Below are 20556 nucleotides of genomic sequence, written 5' to 3' on the forward strand. Positions count from 1 at the left end.
CGGCGAGAGGCCGGGGGAAAGAAGCTCTTCAATTGTGTCCATTCGGTCATGGTCAGGTCCGTTGGATAAACTCGCGGCAGTGTATTCATCCCTCAAGCTTACCAATCCCTTTTTCAAAACACTCTCTTAGACAGGCTCGACTCCACGAGCAGCTTCAGCAGCAAACCGAGGAACTGGCAAAAACCAATAGTCGCCTACAACAAGAAATCGCAGAACGCCAGCGAGCAGAGCAATCATTGCGAGAGAATAGTAACTTTGTCCGGGCAATTTTTGAAGGCACAAGTGACGGCATCTTTGTTAAGGACTCCTCTGGCCGCTATCGCCTGATTAATGCCGCTGGTGCTGCGTGGATCGGCAAGTCAGTCGAAGACATTATCGGGCAAGACGATACCGCAATATTCGAACCCGACGTAGCCGCACGCATCATGGCGCATGATCGACAAGTCATACAAACGGGTGCCAGCGTAGAGTACGAAGAAACAACGACGAACAACGGTACATATCGCACCTTTTTATCGAGGAAAGATGCCTACCGAGACGGGCAAGGACAGATCAACGGCGTCATCGGTGTTGCTCGGGATATTACCGAACACAAGCGTACCGAAGCTGCCTTGCAGGACAGCCGAGAGCGCTTTACCACATTCATGGCCCATAGCCCTGCTATCGCCTTCATCAAGGATGCAGAGGGACGGCTTCATTATATCAATCCTGCCTTCATCGAAGCGTTCGGATCCGCTGCCAAAGCGTGGGAGGGCAAAATCGATGCTGAACTCTGGCCTGCTGACACAGCGAAACAGCTACGAGAAAATGACCTGGCTATTTTATCAACAGGAAAGTCACAAGCTGCTGAAGAAATCATTCCTCATCCAGACGGTCTGCACACATGGTTGACCTACAAATTCCCCTTTCGCGATGCGGCTGGTCGGCTGTTCCTCGGGGGCATGGGCATCGACATCACTGAGCGCAACCGTGCCGAAGCCGCCCTGCGAGCCGCAGAGGAGGAATATCACGCGATATTTGAGCATGCCAACATTGGGATCTACCGTTCAAGCCTGGAGGGCAAACAACTCCGCGCCAATCCAGCATTGGTCAGACTAAATGGCTATACGAGCGAGGAAGAAATGCTACCGGCAGTCAAGGATATTGCCGTGGAATGGTATGTCGATCCGCAGCGTCGTTCCGAGTTCGCGCGTCTATTGGAAACCCACGAACACGTGGAGAACTTTGAATCCGAAATATATCGACACAAAGCCAGAGAACGCATTTGGATTTCCGAAACCGCTCGGCTTGTACGCAATCAAGCGGGTGAGCCCTTGTATTACGAAGGCACCGTGCAAGACATTACCGCGCGCAAGCGGGCAGAAGAGGCACTACGACAAAGTGAACAACGCTATCGCGGTCTCGTCGAATCGCAACAAGACCTCGTCGTGCGAGTCGACTCAGAAGGGAAATTCACGTTTCTGAACGATGCGTACTGCCAAACGTTTGGCAAACCTCGTGAAGAACTGTTGGGGCAGTCCTTTTTACAGTACGTACACCCCGACGATCGCGAATCAACTCAAGAGGCTATGCAAGCGTTGTCTGTGCCGCCATATCGTGTCAGTGTTGAACAACGGATTCTGACGCCGAAAGGAATCCGCTGGATGGCGTGGGAAGATTATGCCATCCGCGATCAGCGCGGCGCAATTCTCGAAATCCAGGCGGTCGGTCGCGATGTCACAGATCGGAAGCAAACCGAACAAAATCTGCAGGAGAGCAATCATCGTCTAGAAGAGATCCTCCATCAGTTGCAGTTGACGCAACAACAAATTGTGCGACAAGAACGCTTAGCGGCGGTCGGACAACTGGCTGCCGGCATCGCACACGATTTCAATAACATTCTGACGGGGATTCTCGGCTTTGCCGAATTGCTGCAACTCGAATCGTCGCTCTCCCCCTTCGCTCACGAAGGGTTACGCACAGTTGCAGAGCAAGGAAAACGAGCCGCGCAGCTTATTCGTCAAGTGCTCGACTTCAGTCGTCAATCGATTAATCAACCACAACCCCTCGACCTCACTGTGCTACTCAAGGAAACTGGCAAATTGCTTAGCCGCCTTCTCCCCGAACATGTTCAGGTACACATCAATCCTGCTCCCGGCGAGCATTGGATGCAAGGCGATGTGACACAACTACAGCAAGTATTAACCAATCTGGCAGTCAATGCCCGTGACGCCATGCCTAACGGCGGGGTCCTCGAATTTCGCCTCTTCACACAGGCCCTCGAAGCAGAACACGCTGCGGCGGTTCCCCAAGAAGTTCCGGCCGGGCACTGGATTGTGCTTGAAGCCTGCGACACCGGAACAGGGATGACCCCAGAGGTCCAAGAACGAATCTTTGAACCTTTTTTCTCCACCAAAGAGGTCGGAAAAGGTACCGGTCTGGGCCTCTCTCAGGTGTATGGCATTGCCAAACAACACCAGGGGCATATCCACGTGCAGAGTCAGCTTGGTCAGGGAAGCACCTTTTCATTGTATTTCCCCACGCTCAGTGTCGCTGCAGAAAGCGACGCACAACAGGAAATGCTCCTTTATGGGCAAGGAGAAACCATCCTGCTCGTGGAAGACGAAGTGCAAGTGCGCAAAGTGCTGCAAGCCATGCTCCAACGTCTCGGCTATTGCGTCCTCGCTACGGCAAATGGGCAGGAAGCGTTGAGCGTCTACGAAACACACTCACACAAGGTGCAACTCGTCATTACTGACATGGTCACGCCAGAGATGGGAGGAGACGATTTGTACGCACGGCTCGTGCGCCTCAACCCGCACCTAAAAATTATCGTCATCAGCGGATATCCGTTAGGAGAAGAACGGCGCGCGCTCGTCACGTCTGGGCGGGTGCGCTGTTTACCAAAGCCGCCGCCATTGCAAGCGCTCGCCCTTGCCGTCCATGAGGTATTACATGAAAGCAGTGAGAAAAAACTTGAACCCACAAACTCCCTCTAGTACCCCGTCACTGACGACAGACGCAATTCTTGTTGTCGATGATGAAGCAACTATCCGAAAGTTGGTCACGAATTATCTTGCCCGTTGCGGCTATCAAGTTACCGCCGCCAGGAGTGGACGCGAAGCCCTGGACCTATGCGCCCATCAGACGTTTGCCATCGTGCTAACCGATCTAAAAATGCCAACCCTCGGTGGCGAAGAGTTATTAGAACACCTCAAAGTCTGTGCTCCGACAACCGACGTTATTGTGACCACTGGGTATCCAACCATAGAGTCTGCGATTCGCACGCTCAAAGGCGGGGCCTATGATTATATCCTCAAGCCCTTTCAACTCGCCGATGTCGAGAACGCTGTACAACGTTGTCTGGAACGGCGACGCTTGCAGCAAGATCTTGACGTTGAGCGACGCTTGCGAACAGAGTTGCAACGATTCTCACTGGCAGTGCGGCATGGGCAAGAACAGGAACGGCGGCGGATCGCGCGTGACCTCCATGACAGTGTCGCACAATTACTGGTTGGGGTGCGCATGCATCTTGACTTTGCCGAGGCAGCACTCGAAGGCGTAACACCAGCACGTGCACAAATCGAGCAGTGTCGCACAGTGCTGAGTCAGGCCCTGCAAGAGGTCCGAGAGGTCGCATGGACGCTGCGCCCGACTGTTCTTGACGATATCGGGCTTGTAAGTGCCCTACAAGATTTGACAACCACCTTAGCTCGACGCTCCTCCGTGCATATCCTGTTGCAGCTCACCTCTGATCTTCCGCCCCTCTCCGCTCTGGTTGAAACTGCACTGTACCGCATTGCGCAAGAAGCACTGTCAAATTGCCTCCAACACCCTCAGGCTTCTCAGATCAGTGTTCAGCTAGGAGTTGGCCAAGGTGTCGTACAACTGTTCATCTCAGACAATGGGTGCGGAATGGAACTAAGATCAGAAGACACCGGGCAATCTGGACATGGCTTTGATCCACCACGAGAGGAACGGCGTGGACTGGGATTGTGGAACATGCGAGAGCGTGCCCTGGAAATCGGTGGGACATATACATTGCGGTCCAGCCCTAGGCGGGGTGTCGAAATTCGTGTTACAGTCCCTCTCTCTTTAGCGACGGAAAATGGACAACCTCATGAACACGAAGCAAGCGGTTCTTCTCGTTGACGATCACGCCATTGTACGAGCTGGATGCAAAGCGATCCTCACGCAGCACAATCACATCAGCGTGTGTGGCGAGGCTGCAAGTGGACCGAGGGCGATTGAGCAGGCGAAATCGCTCAGGCCTACTGTGGTTGTCATGGATTTGAATCTCCCCGATCTCAACGGTATTGAGACCACTCGACGACTCAAAGCACAAGCCCCGAATATCCGAGTCGTTATTTTGTCAGTGCACACGGACGAAGTGTATGTCCATCGGGCACTTGAAGCTGGAGCCTCAGCGTACGTCGTCAAGGAGGGCGCGGTTCGTGAGCTAGTAGAAGCTGTAGAAGCAGTCAGCGCAGGACACATGTATCTGAGCCCAACGATCTCTCGCGTTGTTGTTCAGTCGTATCTGCAGCGTGCTGACTATGATCCTGAGCTGGAGAAACAACTGCTGACTTCAAGAGAACAGGAAGTGCTCCAACTCGTTACCACAGGCTTGAGTACCAAGGAAATTGCCCAACGCTTACAGACGAGCCCACGGACCATTGAGGCGCATCGACGGAACCTCATGAAGAAGCTCAACGTCCATAACACTCCAGAGTTAGTCGCCTACGCACTCCGTCACCAGCTGGTCCTATCGGACAAGTAACCGGCAGAAGCGGCATCTGCCGGTAATTCACATCATCGACTACTTCAACTTAGCGCCGTATTGCCCAAAGTAGTTGCCGACTTTCTGCGCTTCGGCGTCTGAGGCCCGATCTTCGAGCAACTTGATCCGATCCCCAACAAAGACTGCACGCTCTTCGCCTTCCATCGCCAGGTCAGGAATGCCAGCACGTGAGTAGCTGGCTCGCCAGCGTACCCACACGCCACCATCTTTCTCGATTGGTCCTTCGAGCAGATCGACTTGGCGCGTATCGAAACGGCGATCAAAACCATTCACCGAATTCTTAAACTGCGCGAAGACCGACGCACGTCCTTCAAACTTGCCACCAAACGGCGGAGCGGCAATGAAGTGATACGCCGCATCTTCAGTAAAGAACGGCTCCAATTTCGACCAATTGTCAGAAGCGTAGGCTTCTTCAAAAGCTGCCGCATAGGCCACGTAACGATCGATCATTCCCATAATTATATCCTCCTCTCGTAGCTGTTGTTGGCATCTTCCACAAGAAAGGGAGCAGACTCAAGCACGCTAGAATTGCGGAGTGTGGAATGCGGATTGCGGAATGATGAGGCGAAGACAAAGCAGAGGCTCTCCTGCTATTTCGTCCTTTATCCTTTCTCCCTTATCCGTTATCCTTCCCCGGAGAAGAGGAGAACAAAGATGGCAAGTGCACTCGATGGCATTCGTATTATTGAAATCGCTCAAGGAATCGCAGGCCCATACACAGGCATGCTGTTGGCTGAGCAAGGTGCTGAGGTCATCAAGATTGAACCACCAACAGGTGACCATACCCGCGGAACGCCGGGCTTCCACATCTGGAATCGTAGCAAAAAAAGTGTCGTGGCTGATGCCGCAACGGCTGCAGGACGCGCAGTGATGCAGCAGCTTGTCGCAACTGCCGATGTCGTGCTGGTCGACGCCCAGTCAAGTGCATTAGAAACGCTTGGCCTGTCACACGAGCAGCTCTCTCGTGATAACCCTAGCCTGGTGTACTGCCATCTTCCAGCCTTCGGCAGTAAAGGTCCACACGCCGATCGGTATCCAGATGACTCACTAGTTGCCGCGGTGAGCGGTTTACTGGGGAGTCAATGGTCGCATCGCGACGGTGGCGTACAACTTGTGATCCCAATCGCTAGCTATGGCGCGGCGTTCGTTGCCTGTAGCTCTGTCACTGCCGCACTCTTTGAGCGCACCCAGAGTGGTCAAGGCCAAAAAATCGAAGTTTCGTGGCTGGCTGGTGCGTTCGCCATGCAGACAGGAACGATTCTCTTTCATCCTGATATGCTGCGTCTGTTTAGCGGACGGATGAATCCGCTGGGTCCGATCCCGTGTTATCGGCTCTTCAAAGCCCAAGATGACTGGTTGTTTGTCGCTTGTGGCAATCCGACTTTTTTCAACAAGTTCTGCCTTGCTCTCGAACATCCTGAGTGGGTCGCTGACCCACGTTACGAACGCGCTCCCTGGGGTATCAAACCCGAAGATCGTGATGACCTTGCCAATGCCATTGCGGAAGTGATCGCCACCAAACCGCGCGAAGAGTGGCTACGGATCCTGCGCGAGGCCGACATCCCCAATGCACCTGTCACCAGCCGCCAGGAATTCATGGATTGGCGACAAACCATCCACAACGGCATGCGCGTCGAAATCAACGACCCCGAGCTGGGCAAGACCGTACAGATGGGGGTGCCCATTCGACTGTCTGACACTCCTGGTGAGATTAAGGGGCCAGCACCGACGTTGGAGCAACATTCTGATGAGGCTAGAGGCTGGAGACTAGAGACTCGTTCCCCCTCCTCCCAAGCCTCAAGCCTCAAGCCTCAAGTGCCCAACCCCCACTTTCCGGAGTAGTGGTCCTCGACTTCGCCAGCTACATCGCTGGTACACTCGGACCGATGGTGTTGGCGCAATTGGGCGCCAATGTCATCAAGATTGAAACCTCCCAAGGTGATGCCTTTCGCTCGTTCGGCTTTGGCTTCCTCGGCTGGAATCAAGGCAAACGTGCACTGTCAGTGAACTTTAATAGTGCCGAAGGGCGAGAAGTGGTCTATGATCTCGTTCGTAAAGCTGATGTTGTCGTCGAAAACCTGCGACCTGGAGCGACCAAGCGTTATGGCATCGATTATGAGACGCTGGCAAAGATCAATCCACGCTTAGTGTATGCAGCGGTGACGGCTTTTGGCTCAAGCGGGCCAGATCACGACCAGCCTGGCTTTGATCCTTTGCTGCAATCGCGTTCAGGCTTGATGCGTGCCCAAGGCGGACATGGACACCCACCCTTTTATCTCACCTGTGGTGTCTGTGATTACGCCGCGGCATTGCTCACGGCTTATGGAGTCACAGCGGCTCTGTTTGCACGGCAACGCACCGGCAAAGGCCAATACGTCGAGACCGCGCTTTTGAACGCTTCAATGGCTGTGCAATCGGGTGACTTCATTTTCTACGAGGGTCGCGCAGACCTGGAAAACGGTGCGCCAGATTTGTGGGGTTCGAGTGCCATCTATCGTATTTACCCAACTCAAGATAACTCGCTGTTTCTTGCTATTCTCAAGCCTGAGCACTGGCAAGCCTTCGCAGAAATTGCCGGATCAGTCAGCTTGCGCGGCTACAGTTTTGCTGACGTACAGCGTGAACCAGTAGAAGGCCCACTAGCCCAAGCACTCACCTCACTCCTTGCAACACGCACAACGGAAGAGTGGATTTCGTTACTCGACCGTGCCGGAGTTCCCTGTGCACCGATCCTGCCACTCCCGCCACTGTTCAGCGATGAGCACGTCGCTGCCAACGATCTCATTGCCACCCATACCCATCCACAATGGAACAAAGTGCGACAAACTGGCATCCTGCCTAAGTTCTCACGTACGCCAGAGATCCTGCAACGCGTCGCACCGATGTTAGGGCAGCATACCAGTGAGGTGTTGCAGGAGATCGCGGGATATAGCTCCGACCAGATTGAGCGGCTGCTGGCTGCCAAAGCAATTCTGCAGGCATAAATTACTGGGAAGACCCGGCATGGAAGAAACTGGGTATTCCCTTCTCCTCCTTTGCCTGGTAAGAAAGTGCGCTCTAAAAATTTCTCTGTGGAGGTTATGTAGTGAATAGTCGTCTCGCTGAAATCCTCTCAACCATCGAAACCCTCATTGAGGAACGTCACCTGCTCAAGCATCCGTTTTATCAGGCGTGGAGTGCGGGGACGCTCACGTTGTCAGCCTTACAAGAGTACAGCAAGCAGTACTATCGTCAGGTCGAAGCCTTTCCAACCTACGTAAGTGCGGTACACGCCAATTGCCCAGTCCTGCTTGTCCGCCAACAACTGCTCGAAAACCTCATTGAAGAAGAACGTGGCGTGGAGAATCATCCAGAGCTGTGGATGCGTTTTGCGGAAGCACTCGGTGTGAACCGCGATGACGTCGCGAAAGCAGTACCATTGCCGGAGACGCAGAATTTGGTCGACACCTTCCGCTCGCTCACTCGCGACAGTGCCTATCTCGCTGGCCTCGTCGCTCTGCTCGCATACGAAGCCCAGATTCCGGCAGTCGCAGAAACCAAGATTGATGGACTACGTCGTTTCTACGGCATCAACGACGATCGTGGACTTTCGTTCTTCCAAGTCCATCTCCAAGCCGATCGTTTTCATTCTGACACCGCAAGGCAGATTTTGCGTGAGTACCTAACCAGCGAAGAAGCAGAGTCTCTTGTTCCCGCCTGTAAGCAAGCCTTAGACGCGCTCTGGGGCATGCTGGATGGCGTCTACGCGCAGTATTGCTAGTAGTCAGTCCTGTTGATTCTGAGAGGTGAACGTAGCGGCGTCATTCCCGCTTTCGCGGGAATGACGTCTCTGATCATTGGGCCATGCACTTGCGACTGATGCGCAAGCGAGGCGCGGTCACATTGTCAGAAAACAGGCACAGACTCACCAAAAACCATGCCATTCGCCGCTTCGTGTTAGTGACAAGGGAAATGCCAGAATTCAGCAGGAGAACGTGCGCCCAAGAACAGAGAAGGTACAAATTACCGCAAGCGAAGGGTCGAACTTGCCGCGGTGGGGAGCTTTTGACATAGACTCACTTACGATTGATTGTCCCACAGTCGCGTGAGAAACGTCTCCCAATGCAGATACTCGATCCCCTCTGATTTCCGTTCGACATGATCCTGCGACACCAGATACAGATGTCGCACGGCCTGTTCTTCCTGAAACGCTTTCAACCCACGGGCATCGCGTTCGCTGACACGTGCCTTGGCTTTGACCTCGACCGCGAACTGATCCCCCACAACAAAATCGACTTCATGCCCATGCGTGGAACGCCAGAAGCGCAACGGTTCCCTCATCCGTCGACAAATCAAGCGCTCGCTGAATTTTCATGGCGCAACGCTACCGCTGTTTATCGGGATAATCAACAATAGCGTTGCTGATTATCCCGAAAGAAATTCTGCCTCGCAAACAGAAATGTGCCCGATTTTTCGCAACACGTAACACGTAACACAAATTACGAATTACCTGTTACATGTTGCGTGGGCACCCCTCGTGCCTTGTCAATGTCCACGCAACGTGGCAAACTCTATACATTCGGGCAAAGAAGGCTCCCCATGGCAGAAAAATGGAGTATTGCTGGTGAATATTTTGAGTCCTGCAATTGCGATTTGATCTGTGCATGTTTGGTACAGGCTCCGACCCCGCGCGACCGCTGTGATGCGGCACTTGCTTTTCACGTCAACAATGGCACCTATGGACAGACAAGCATCGACAACCTCAATGCTGTGTGGATCATCTCTTTTCCTGGACCCGGTAAAATGCGCAACGGCAACTGGACCTGCGCTGTCTATGTCGATGAAACTGGGACAAAAGAACAGCAAGAAGCGCTCGGCAAGATTTTTTCTGGACAGGCAGGAGGAACTCCCGGTGCTGTCTACGCTGGACTGGTCAGCAAGTTTCTGGGGGTAAAAGCTGCTCCCATTAGCTTTCAGATCCATAACAACGAGCGAAAGTTGACAATTCCCAACATCTTAGAAATCGACATCGCCGCGGTCATGGGCGGTAATGGCAAAGAACCTCTATGGGCGACGAATGCAGCTCATCCTGTATCATCAAAGCTCGCCCTCGCTGCGTCGCGTACGTATAGTTACAATGATCACAATCTGTCATGGAGCACGAGTGGCACCAACGGGCATTTTGCTCCGTTTACGTGGGCAGCCTGAAAAAAATCGTGGAGAAGAGTGAATGACCACAAGTATGTCTCAACAAGAAAAAGAACAGTTCCTTTCCGGTGTGCATGTCGGAGTGATCAGCATTGCTCAGGCAGGTCGTGCGCCATTGGCAATCCCGATTTGGTATGCCTACGAGCCAGGGAAAGAAATCTGTTTTGTCACAGGTGGTTCGTCGCGCAAAGGGAAGGCATTAAAGATCGGCAGCCAAGTCAGCTTGTGTGCACAAGAAGAGCAGATGCCATACAAGTATGTCAGTGTCGAAGGTGTCGTATCAGCGATCGAGCCAGCGAGTGTGGAACGCGACATCCGTCCGTTAGTACGGCGCTACTACGGGCAAAAAGGCGGGGACGATTATATTACGCGGGTCTACGGCTCTGGCACTGCGGATGGCGACCTCCTTGTTCGTATTCGACCAGAACACTGGGTTGCAGCTGATTACAGCCGGATGTAAAACCAGCCAACAACTCTGCAGCGGAGGTATCCGTATGGGTTCGACTCACACTGTTCCTGTCATTGATATCGCACCGGCTCTCACTGGTGATCCGGCAGGAACCCAGGAAGTCGTCCGCCACATTGGTCGGGCGTGTGAAACTATTGGTTTTCTGGTTATTACCGGCCACGGCATTTCGGCGGAATTGCAGGAGCGTGTGTTTGCGGTGAGTCGTGAGTTTTTCGACCTGCCCGAAGAGGAAAAACTACAATACAAAGTCCCGCATACCTACTTCGGCTACAACCCGGTAGGTTCTGAGTACGTGGCTTACAGCTTGGGGACGAAAGCTCCGCCTGATCTCAAAGCGAATTACACGTTGGGACGACTCGACATCGACAGACGTGACCCGTACTACGGCAGCCCGCTTGGACAACGGATCTTTTCTGAGAACGTGTGGCCAACGCGACCGGCGCAGTTCCGCACTCTCATCACAGAATATTACTATGCCACTGAACGGTTAGCGCAAACGATCATGTCGCTGTTTGCCTTAGCGCTGCACCTGCCACGCCACTACTTTGCCGATAAGACCAATAAGAGTGTCGATTTCTGGCGTGTACTCGATTACCCCATACTCCCGACACCTGCCCTTCCCGGCCAAATGCGCATCGGCGAACACACTGATTACGGCACGCTTACCCTTGTAACTTCAGATAGCCCTGGTTTGCAGGTGCAAACGCCTAGTGGCGAATGGGAAAAGGTGCCGTATCTGCCCGGGAGTATCCAGGTCAATATTGGCGATCTGATGGCGTTGTGGACCAATGACAAGTGGATCTCGACCATGCACCGCGTGTTACCTCCTGATACCAAAGCTCAACGCCGCATGGCGCTCACGTTTTTCCTGACTGCAAACTATGACACGCTCATTGAACCGTTAGCAACATGTTGTGACTCTGCTCATCCAGCCAAATACGCTCCAGTCACGGCATGGGATCATCTGGTTGCCAAGCTGCGCCGACAGTTTTCGCAGGACGGTGGAATCGGGTGATCGCACGATCACGCAATTGCTTCCGCGCTTGTCCCTCCACGTAAGAGATGGTAGACGCATGGCATTCAAGGAGGGATCATGCGGCGCTACATTATCGGATTGCTCACTCTCTGTTGTCTTGTTGTGACAACAGGGGCTCACGCGCAAAGTGCAGCCTCGAAGCCCAAGCACCAGATTCGCTTCGGTCTGCAAGCTGCGCAACAACAAATCACGGTCGAAGAACTCAAAGACGTATGGAAGGAAGCCGAAGCGCTCGGCTTTGACACCTTGTGGGTCAATGACCACCTCCTTGCCAGCGTCGGACCACCAGAGGGATCAGAACTTGAGGCGTGGACACTCCTGGCAGCAATGGCCACTGTGACTTCAAAAGTCAAAATTGGCGCGATGGTCAGCAGCAACACATTCCGTCATCCAGCCATCCTCGCAAAAATGGCAACCACGGTCGATCTTCTGAGTAATGGACGCTTAATACTGGGGATCGGCTCCGGCTGGTTTGAACGCGAACATCAAGCCTATGGCGTCGTCTTCCCTTCGGTCAAAGATCGCAGCAAAGCCTTAGGGGAGTCACTTGAAGTGATTACAAAACTGTGGACCGCAGAGCCAACGGCCTCCTTCAAGGGGGAATACTACACCTTGGTCGACGCACCGTTTATGCCGAAACCAGCCCAGAAGCCGCATCCACCAATTATGATTGGGGGCATTGGCGAAAAACGCACCCTGCCACTGGTCGCCAAATACGCGCAGATGTGGAATATCCCCAATCTCGCCCCCGACAAGATCGCCGAGAAAGGAAAAGTGCTCGCAGACGCGTGCAAAAAAGTGGGACGCAATTGCGCGGAGATTGAATGGTCATATTTAACACCGGTCTACATCAAGGCCGATCCCGCAGCCGCCCAGGGTCTTCTGGAAAATTTAGCCAAGTTACGCAACACCACAACCGACGAAGCCCGTAAAAGCATTCTCGTCGGAAACCCTGCAGCGATCCGCGAACAGATGCAAGCGTATATTGATGTCGGCGTTACCCATTTCATCATCAATCTGCGCAAGCCTGGGTTGTTTGACCGCGAAGGCGTACGGCTATTTGCCAAAGAGGTTATGCCGCACTTTCGGCAAAAGGCTGCGCAGACGGCAACAGCGAAATAGGGGCTGGGGACTTGGGGCTAGGGACTAGTTTTTCTTACAAGTCCCTAGCCTCTAGCCCCAAGTCCCAAGGGCCATAAACTAAAAAAGGGCGTCCCCCAATATCACCAACAGAGAGGAACACATCATGGCAGGAACATTCATCGGAAAAGTCGCGCTGGTCACCGGCGCAAGCTCCGGCATCGGCAGAGCGGCGGCATTGGCCTTTGCTCGTGAAGGCGCAAAAGTCGTTGCCGCAGACGTCACGGTCGAAGGTGGAGAAGAAACCGTCAAGCTCATTAAGAACACTGGCGGTGAGGCTATCTTCGTGAAAACCGATGTCGCCAACCCACGCGAAGTCGAAGCGATGGTCAATGCCGCAGTCTCGACCTACGGGAAACTGGATTGCGCGTACAACAACGCTGGCATCTCCGGCAAATCACAGAGTATTGTCGACACAACCGACGAGAATTGGGATCGCATCATGGCTATCAACCTCAAAGGCGTGTGGCTGTGCATGAAGTATGAGATTCCCGTCATGCTGAAGAACGGTGGCGGTGCGATTGTGAATACCGCCTCAGACGCCGGTCTGATCGGCGTGAAACGAACCGGAGCCTACGTCGCCAGCAAGCACGGTGTGGTGGGACTCACCAAAACTGCAGCGTTAGAAGTCGCCAAGCAAGGGATTCGCGTCAACGCCGTGTGTCCGGGGCCAATTGAGACCCCAATGCTAATGAAAGGTGCAAACCGCTTCCCACAAATGATTCCCAAGATGGTCAAGGCCCAACCTAACGGACGGTTAGGCAAGCCAGAAGAAATAGCCGAAGCGGCGGTATGGCTCTGTTCTGACGCGGCAACATTCGTCACCGGGCTCGCGATGCCGGTCGATGGCGGGTATATCGCGCAGTAGACGTAAGCGCTCAGCGTTCAGCGTTCAGCTATCAGCTTACCAATTTTGGCTTCCTGCTGAGAGCTGACGGCTGAGAGCTAAACGCTTATGTTCGCCATTATCGCCTCAAAAAAGGAGAATAATCATGAAACTAGGCATTTTCAGTTTTAACACCGAATACACCATGCCCGCTGACGAACTCGCCCGCGAATGCGAAGCACGTGGATTTGAATCATTATGGCTACCAGAACACACGCATATTCCCTCTAACCGTGAGTCACAGTATCCCGGCGGCGGAGAACTCCCTGAAGAATATGCACACATGTCTGACCCATTTATTGGTCTCGCTGCCGCTGCCGCTGCCACCAAGACACTCAAGCTCGGGACTGGCATCTCGCTGGTCACCGAACATGATCCGATCGTACAAGCGAAACAAGTCGCGTCACTCGACCGCATCTCCAATGGGCGATTCATTTTTGGCGTTGGCGCGGGCTGGAACAAAGAAGAGATGGCTAACCACGGCACGCCACCGAATAAACGTTGGAAGGTCTTTACTGAGCGGATCGAAGCCATGAAAGCGATGTGGACTCAGGATGTTGCCTCATATCACGGTCAGTTCGTGAACTTCGACAAGATTTGGTCATACCCGAAACCACTCACCAAACCATATCCCCAGATTCTGCTTGGCAGCTTGAACTCTGCCGTCGGTCGCCAACGCGTCGTTGATCTGTGTGATGGCTGGATTCCGGTGGAGACCGCAATTGCTGATATGGCTGCGTCCATCAAAGATCTGCACGAACGTGCACGTGCGGCGGGGCGAGATCCGCAGTCGATTCCCATTTCCTTCTTCTGTGTTCATGCAGCGGGCATAGAGCGGCTTGAACGGTATCGTTCATTGGGAGCAGTGCGTACCGTGGTTCGTGCGCCTACTGCCGGTCGCGAGGAAATTTTGCCGTTTCTCGATAAATACGCAGAGGTTGCGCGGAAGTTTGCATAATCTTCTTCCTTCCCCCCTGTTAAGGGTAATGACATTAAGTTCAGCCGTAACCTTACGGATGTGGGTTCCTTCTCCTTCCGGGAGAAGGTCAGGATGAGGGGAAGAAAGTGTAGTGCTCCTTATTCCATCCCCTCACCCTAGCCCTCTCCCTGAGGGAGAGGGAACCTGAAAACCGCGAACTTAATGTCATTGTCCATGACTGAGGGAAGAAATCTACAATCACAACACACACTCCATGACTAACGATACGCCAACACACCATTCACCCCTGACCCGCCTGCCCTTTTTCTATGGCTGGGTCGTTGTCGCAATTGCCTTCATTACGCTGGGAATCGGCACCAACACACGAACCGCCTTCTCACTACTGTTCCCGCCAATTTTGGCCGAATTTGGCTGGGACCGTGGCCAGACGGCTGCGGCATTCTCAGTTGGTTTCGTGGTTGCGACACTCTATTCACCTTTTCTCGGTATGCTGACCAATCGCTTTGGTCCGCGCCTGCTTATTCCCTTTAGTGCGATCATCATGAGCATCGGCATGGCGTTGGCAACACAGATCTCGCAACCATGGCATCTGCACCTCACTCTTGGTGCTCTCGTCGGTGGCGGAACGATTGCGCTAAGCTACATGGGCCACTCGTTGTTTCTGCCCCTGTGGTTCGTGCGTCGACGCGGTTTTGCTCTTGGCATTGCCTTTGCCGGTGTCGGCGTTGGCTCGATTATTCTCTTTCCGTGGATTCAATACCTTATTAGCCACAATGGTTGGCGCTATGCGTGTTGGGCAATGGCGGCCATCTTGTTGATTACCGTCGTGCCACTCAATTTCTTTCTGCAACGCCAGCGTCCAGAAGACATGGGGCTAATCCCAGATGGAGACTCACCCACTGATGCACCCGCACGTGCCCGTGCTGCAGCGGATACCATCGTCGACCACCAATGGGCCGCAACCGACTGGACCCTTGCAACAGCAATGCGCACCTCGCGGTTCTGGTGGCTCGCGCTGTCCTCTTTATCAAGTCTGTACGCCTGGTATTCCATCCAGGTGCATCAAACCAAATATCTCAACGACATCGGTTTTCCCTCAGATATTGCCGCGTATGCGCTTGGGCTCGTCGGACTCACTGGTAGTGTCAGCCAAATCTTCCTTGGGCATTTATCCGACCGCATCGGACGCGAATGGGCGTGGACGATCAGCATCTCAGGGTTCACCCTGTGTTATCTGCTCCTCCTCGTGATGCAACATCACCCTACTCCATTGCTGATGTATCTGATGGTCGCCTCGCAAGGACTGCTTGGTTACGGCATGGCATCGGTGTTCGGATCAGTTCCGTTAGAGTTGTTTCAAGGCAGGCAGTTCGCCACTATCGCCAGCGTGTTGAGCGTCGCGGCCAGCTCTGGTGCTGCTATTGGCCCGTGGATTACCGGTCTTCTCTATGACTACACCGGCAATTATGTCCTTGCCTTTTGGATATGTGCAGGGATGAGTATTGTCTCAATGGTGGCGATGTGGATGGCCGCACCGCGTAAGGTGCGCGTAGTTGCTGGACAGGTGGCGCGGCTGCAGGAAAAACGACGAATGCAAGGGCAGGCAGAAACAGCATAAAGCGATTTCTGCTCAAATTCCCTCTCCTTTCGAGAGAGGGCAATGGCGTTAAGTTAGTAGCTTTCTGATTCCCTCTCCCTCAGGGAGAGGGCTAGGGTGAGGGGATGAAATATAAGGCTGCTGGCTTTTCGATCCCCTCATCCTGACCTTCTCCCTGAGGGAGAAGGGACCGAAAACCATCCTCACATCCCCTTCAAATACTTGCCATAACACATGAGCACTCGGTGCCACATATCCTGAGCGGCAACTGGTCGATAGCTCGGTCAATAATCAGCAAAGAAGGCATGCCCCGCGTTGGGATACATGCGAAACTCATACGTCTTACCGTGCTTCTTCAGTTCAGCTTCTAACCGCTCTGCGTGCGCAGGAGAAGGATTCGGATCTTCTTCACCGAACAAACCAAGCACTGGGCAATTGAGATCCTTCACCAAATCAATTGGTGATACTGGCCGCTGCGGTGTGTGTTCGTCCTGAATGATAAAACCACCGGCTGAATCGGCTGCCGCATTGAGGTTCTTACTGGTGCAGCCAAACATCAAGGTGTAGCGTCCGCCAGAACAAAAGCCGATCGCGCCAACTTTGCCGTTGGAGTCTGGGCGACCTTTAAGGAACACCGCACCGCCATCAAGGTCAGCCATCGCTTGTGAATCTGGCACCGAGAACATCACTTTAATGACATCATTGATATTACTCGGATCGGGCGAACCTTCGCGGGTATACATATCAGGAGCAAGCGCCACATAGCCTTCAGCAGCAAAGCGCCGCGCGACATCTTTAATATGGTCGTTCAAGCCGAATGCTTCCATGATGACGATCACGCCGGGATACTTGCCTGGTGCAACCGGCTGACTCAAATAGGCATTAATCGCTTTCCCGTTTTGACCGGGATAGGTGATCATATCGGATTTTACTTCTGCTGGTCGCATAGTGAAGTCCTCCTCTTTTTTGAGCCGTAGAGGCGTTTTCCTTTTCCTCGCTCTCGACCCTCGCCCTAGCCCTCTCCCTACCAGGGAGAGGGAAGTACAAGCCAAGCGAGTACGGGTGAGGGTAGAATCCTGGGGCAACTGCACCGAAGTCTTTCTTCAAGATTGAACCTGCGAGACTTCCCTACTCTTGTCGACATCTCAACCCTCTGTCAGTTCTTACCCCGCATGTTGCGGCAATGGCGAAAAATGCGCACTCACGATCTTCCACTGCCCACCTTGCTTGGCGAACATCAGCGTCGTGCGTCCATGCAGCGTTTGCACTTTGCCACCTTTCAGCACGCCAGTGAAAGTATCATACGCATTCACTACGCCGGCATCACCGAAGACACGGGCCGAGGATTGGCGCAACCCCCAGTTCACGACCTCTACCGCGCTCATCGCGCCATTCAGGAAGTTAGCAAACTGTTCCTTATTGTCGAAACGATATGGCACATGGTCAAACACTTCGAGGTCGTTTGACAGCATGTTGATAGCCGTCGCCATGTCTTTTTTGTTAAACGCCTCGACGAACCGGTTGGCCAACGATTGTAATTCTTGTGCACTCATAGTGAACCCTCCTTTTTTGTATGCTGCTATTTGCCCGCCGGGACTTTGAGCTTGAATACCCGCGCGGCATTCAGCCCCAATATCTTTGCCCGATTTGTTTCCGACACACAACCCAGTTGTCGTTCGATACTCTCAGCCGAATGCGGCCAACTGCCTTCATGATGCGGATAATCGTTCGACCACATCAGGTTGTCCACGATACCAAGTTCTTCGGCACGTGGCAGCGTCACATGGTCTTCCATAAAAGCCGAGAAACAATTGCGGCGATAATAGAAACTCGGCAACTCCGGCATCACCGGTCGTACCCACATATGATGCGCCTGGAACGAGTAGTCCATCGCCTCTAGCATCCACGGTACCCAACCAATACCACCTTCAATCGAGCCGGCCTTTAAGTTCGGATGCCGCTCGAACACCCCAGAGCTAATCAGATTCACTAACGGTTCCATGACTGTCGGCATCGAATGACACACATAGTTAATCACCGCGCCGCCAAGACCGGTGACCCCACGCGGGTCACGACCAGTGGACACATGGAACGTCATCGGCAGATCCACGTCTGCGATCAAAGACCACAACGGATCAAAATGCTTGTCGTTGTATTGCAGCTCTCCGGGCGTGGGTGGACCGAAGATCGGTTTATTGGGCAACGTCAGCCCTTTGAATCCCTGCTCAGCCGCCCATTTTACTTCTGCCATCGCACCTTCGAGGTCACCCGGCGCAATTATGGCCATAGGCATGAAACGGTGCCAATGGTCAGCAAAGTTCTCCCGTGCCCAGCGGTTCCACACGCGAAACATCGCTTGTTGAAACACCGGGTCGGGCGTGGTGAAACACAATAACCCCTTGTTAGGAAAAATGATCTCCGCATCCACGCCATCAGCCTCAGCATCACGCACGCGTTGACTCACATCGCCACTGGCGCGATAACGCAAACGGTCTTCGGCATCCATGCGGCTCGTATACGGTTGAAAATAATCCGGCTCCTCGTAGGCCTCGCGCTCGATGAGATACTTCACCGTGTCGCGGCCTGGCTTCACCAACATCGGTTGTATACCTTCTGTGATCATCCACTCCGCACCGTCGTCATCAACTTTGACGTAAGGAATGCGATCGCGATATTGCTTCTCGATACGCGAGGAAAGAAAATCAAGCGGTTCGATGCCATGCGTATCAACCGAGACCATAAAATACTTCTGCGGGTCACCGGCACGCGCGGTGCGTGCCCACCCAGTGCGACCAGGCGTCACTTGCCGCCAAGCGTTATGGGGTAATTCCTGTGATGGAGTTGCTGTCGCCATCCTAACCCTCCTTCGTTTGTCGTTGTTTGAGTTCAGAATCAAAGGCAGTTTGTCATTGCGAGCGCAGCGAAGCAATCTCTGTCTTGTCTTCTTCTACCGAATCGCAACCGGATTCCCCGGCGAGCCCGTCGCGCCCTTCAGTCGCAACGGCGCAAACGAGTACACGAACTCATACACTTTGTCTTTAGCCAACTCCGAAAGGTCGAGGTTCTCATGAATATGGATACCATTGCGCACCAGGAGATGTTCGTGTCCTTCGACAAATATATCCTTATTCTCACCGGGCATCGCTTCGACAGGCCCACTGTCTGCACCGAGCATGACAATTTTTTTGTCGATCAGCCATTTGATCGCCGTAATTCCCGGCCCTGGAGCATCTCCCAGATATTTCTTAGCGTCGGTCTTCCACAGCTTGCCGTGCCCGGTGTGAAACAGCACGACATCGCCTTCTTGGATATCGACTTTCTGTTTCGCGAGTATATTTGTAATGTCCTCAACGGTTACGATGTATGCTCCCTCGATACGCTCCACCCCTTTGTACGCCGCGACATCGAGCAGCACACCACGAGTGAAGATCACGCCGACATTCTCAATGCCGAGTTTCTTCAGGCCATAGGCATCACCAAATTCCGAGAGCTTGTTGCCGTTGTAGAAGAGATTTTCGCCATCAACTTGCACGCCGACATGCCCCAACCCGTCGAACTGGGTACCGACTTGCCCAATCTCCGCTGCCACCATCTCACTGTTTGCGACAAGCTTGTTTTTTCCTGATGGACCTTGGGTCGGCATGCCAGGAATGGTTAATGCGAAACTCCGACTGCCCGGCAGCGGCATGCCCGTCTCGTAGAGCCGTCCCAGTTGATAGATTTTGCCTTCCTTGATGAGCGACGCGGCTTGGAGAATCTTCTTTGGCGTAATGCGATTCATCGCCCCACGTTGATCATTCGCACCCCACTCTGAAGGCCACCATTTCTGACTGCTCGTGGGCTCTTGCGCTATCGCCGTTGCAGCGAACAGCACTGCGGCTACGGTCCCAACGACCACACTCCCCCAAAACCTGAACACTCGACGCCAAACACCGAACGCCATTTTCATACTCCCTCCTTGCGAAAAGTGTCCGTACTCATAGGCCATACAACGTGGACATGTAAAGTGGACATACTCGGTACGCCGTTGTTTCTATTCCCTGAACAAGCCTCAAGCCTCCAGACCCAAGGCCCCTGATTTGGCTCCTTGACAACCAGTGAGAATTCGTCGATGAATCCCTTCGGGAAATATGTGGGACATTTTCATCAGCTACGCGCATATCGATAACCAGCACTACTCTGGTATTCCACAGGGCTGGGTTGATTACTTGCAAGAACGCCTGGAGATCCGTCTTGCCCAGCTCCTCGGCCGTCCCCCGCGCATTTGGCGCGATACAAGGAACCTGCGCGGTAATCTCAACTTCCAAAACCAAATCAACAATGACCTAGCAGACGTCGCAGTATTTATTTCGATCCTTTCCCCGCGGTATCTAAATAGAAACTCACTCGATGGCAAGTGCTAGGCGGCGAGGGGAAGCGCATACACCTGACGTTCCACCGGGAAGGACCGGCGTTTTTGCAGCCAAGCAAAGACTAAATTGACTAATTCCTCTATACTCTGACAGCGATGACAGCGGGTAA

The 20556-nt window shown here is 53.4% G+C and carries 18 protein-coding genes and 1 pseudogene; 13 read left to right on the plus strand and 6 right to left on the minus strand.

All coding sequences use genetic code 11. The annotated features are described in order from the left end of the window. The first annotated feature begins 32 nt into the window (after nucleotides 1–32). From FJ147_18670 to FJ147_18680, 3 genes are read left to right on the plus strand one after another with little or no spacing between them, the layout of a single operon-like run. The gene (locus FJ147_18670) at nucleotides 33–2978 is read left to right on the plus strand and encodes a PAS domain S-box protein (GenBank protein ID MBM4257901.1); all 2946 of its coding nucleotides are present in this window, start codon (nucleotides 33–35) and stop codon (nucleotides 2976–2978) included. Then, the gene (locus FJ147_18675) at nucleotides 2923–4131 is read left to right on the plus strand and encodes a response regulator (protein ID MBM4257902.1); all 1209 of its coding nucleotides are present in this window, start codon (nucleotides 2923–2925) and stop codon (nucleotides 4129–4131) included. Before FJ147_18670 ends, FJ147_18675 begins: the two co-directional genes overlap by 56 nt. Continuing rightward, complete coding sequence (locus FJ147_18680) at nucleotides 4088–4759, plus strand: response regulator transcription factor (GenBank protein MBM4257903.1); 672 nt, start codon at nucleotides 4088–4090, stop codon at nucleotides 4757–4759. The genes FJ147_18675 and FJ147_18680 overlap by 44 nt, the downstream gene beginning before the upstream one ends. Before the next feature lie 39 nt (nucleotides 4760–4798). On the opposite strand, the gene FJ147_18685 is transcribed toward FJ147_18680, so the two are convergent. Continuing rightward, nucleotides 4799–5236 (minus strand): hypothetical protein, encoded by a 438-nt coding sequence (locus FJ147_18685; protein ID MBM4257904.1) that lies wholly within the window; start codon nucleotides 5234–5236, stop codon nucleotides 4799–4801. Nucleotides 5237–5434: 198 nt separating this feature from the next. Here FJ147_18685 and FJ147_18690 point away from each other — a divergent pair, with 198 nt between their 5' ends. From FJ147_18690 to FJ147_18700, 3 genes are all read left to right on the plus strand, one after another. Continuing rightward, complete coding sequence (locus tag FJ147_18690; protein MBM4257905.1) at nucleotides 5435–6622, plus strand: CoA transferase; 1188 nt, start codon at nucleotides 5435–5437, stop codon at nucleotides 6620–6622. Beyond that, the gene (locus FJ147_18695) at nucleotides 6541–7764 is read left to right on the plus strand and encodes a CoA transferase (GenBank protein MBM4257906.1); all 1224 of its coding nucleotides are present in this window, start codon (nucleotides 6541–6543) and stop codon (nucleotides 7762–7764) included. The genes FJ147_18690 and FJ147_18695 overlap by 82 nt, the downstream gene beginning before the upstream one ends. Nucleotides 7765–7886: 122 nt before the next feature. Further along, on the plus strand, nucleotides 7887–8540 hold the full coding sequence (locus FJ147_18700; protein ID MBM4257907.1) for a CADD family putative folate metabolism protein: 654 nt from the start codon (nucleotides 7887–7889) through the stop codon (nucleotides 8538–8540). A gap of 299 nt (nucleotides 8541–8839) precedes the next feature. On the opposite strand, the gene FJ147_18705 is transcribed toward FJ147_18700, so the two are convergent. Beyond that, a complete protein-coding gene (locus FJ147_18705; protein ID MBM4257908.1) occupies nucleotides 8840–9088 on the minus strand; it encodes a hypothetical protein in 249 nt (82 codons plus the stop codon). Between the two features lie 219 nt (nucleotides 9089–9307). Between FJ147_18705 and FJ147_18710 the strand changes: the two genes are divergently transcribed. The 7 genes from FJ147_18710 (at nucleotide 9308) to FJ147_18740 (ending at nucleotide 16056) form a co-directional block, all read left to right on the plus strand. After that, nucleotides 9308–9967, plus strand: a complete 660-nt coding sequence (locus FJ147_18710; GenBank protein MBM4257909.1) for a DUF1326 domain-containing protein — start codon at nucleotides 9308–9310, stop codon at nucleotides 9965–9967. A 22-nt stretch (nucleotides 9968–9989) separates the two neighbouring features. Then, complete coding sequence (locus FJ147_18715) at nucleotides 9990–10427, plus strand: pyridoxamine 5'-phosphate oxidase (GenBank protein ID MBM4257910.1); 438 nt, start codon at nucleotides 9990–9992, stop codon at nucleotides 10425–10427. Continuing rightward, nucleotides 10363–11451 (plus strand): isopenicillin N synthase family oxygenase, encoded by a 1089-nt coding sequence (locus tag FJ147_18720; protein MBM4257911.1) that lies wholly within the window; start codon nucleotides 10363–10365, stop codon nucleotides 11449–11451. Before FJ147_18715 ends, FJ147_18720 begins: the two co-directional genes overlap by 65 nt. Before the next feature lie 78 nt (nucleotides 11452–11529). Continuing rightward, on the plus strand, nucleotides 11530–12594 hold the full coding sequence (locus tag FJ147_18725; protein MBM4257912.1) for an LLM class F420-dependent oxidoreductase: 1065 nt from the start codon (nucleotides 11530–11532) through the stop codon (nucleotides 12592–12594). A gap of 124 nt (nucleotides 12595–12718) precedes the next feature. Then, the gene (locus tag FJ147_18730; GenBank protein ID MBM4257913.1) at nucleotides 12719–13480 is read left to right on the plus strand and encodes an SDR family oxidoreductase; all 762 of its coding nucleotides are present in this window, start codon (nucleotides 12719–12721) and stop codon (nucleotides 13478–13480) included. A gap of 124 nt (nucleotides 13481–13604) precedes the next feature. Then, the gene (locus FJ147_18735) at nucleotides 13605–14456 is read left to right on the plus strand and encodes an LLM class F420-dependent oxidoreductase (GenBank protein ID MBM4257914.1); all 852 of its coding nucleotides are present in this window, start codon (nucleotides 13605–13607) and stop codon (nucleotides 14454–14456) included. A gap of 268 nt (nucleotides 14457–14724) precedes the next feature. After that, complete coding sequence (locus FJ147_18740) at nucleotides 14725–16056, plus strand: MFS transporter (protein ID MBM4257915.1); 1332 nt, start codon at nucleotides 14725–14727, stop codon at nucleotides 16054–16056. Nucleotides 16057–16238: 182 nt separating this feature from the next. Here the strand turns inward: FJ147_18740 and FJ147_18745 are convergent. The 4 genes and pseudogenes from FJ147_18745 to FJ147_18760 all read right to left on the minus strand — a co-directional run bounded on the left by FJ147_18745 (nucleotide 16239) and on the right by FJ147_18760 (nucleotide 20023). Beyond that, a pseudogene (locus FJ147_18745) lies at nucleotides 16239–16982 on the minus strand (dienelactone hydrolase family protein). A 216-nt stretch (nucleotides 16983–17198) separates the two neighbouring features. Then, a complete protein-coding gene (locus FJ147_18750) occupies nucleotides 17199–17588 on the minus strand; it encodes a nuclear transport factor 2 family protein (protein MBM4257916.1) in 390 nt (129 codons plus the stop codon). A gap of 26 nt (nucleotides 17589–17614) precedes the next feature. Further along, nucleotides 17615–18889, minus strand: a complete 1275-nt coding sequence (locus FJ147_18755; protein ID MBM4257917.1) for an amidohydrolase — start codon at nucleotides 18887–18889, stop codon at nucleotides 17615–17617. A gap of 93 nt (nucleotides 18890–18982) precedes the next feature. Continuing rightward, nucleotides 18983–20023, minus strand: coding sequence for a cyclase family protein (locus tag FJ147_18760; protein MBM4257918.1), 1041 nt, complete (start codon nucleotides 20021–20023; stop codon nucleotides 18983–18985). Nucleotides 20024–20556: the final 533 nt, after the last annotated feature.

This window comes from Deltaproteobacteria bacterium, assembly GCA_016874775.1.
Taxonomy (GTDB): Bacteria; Desulfobacterota; Binatia; order Bin18; family Bin18; genus VGTJ01.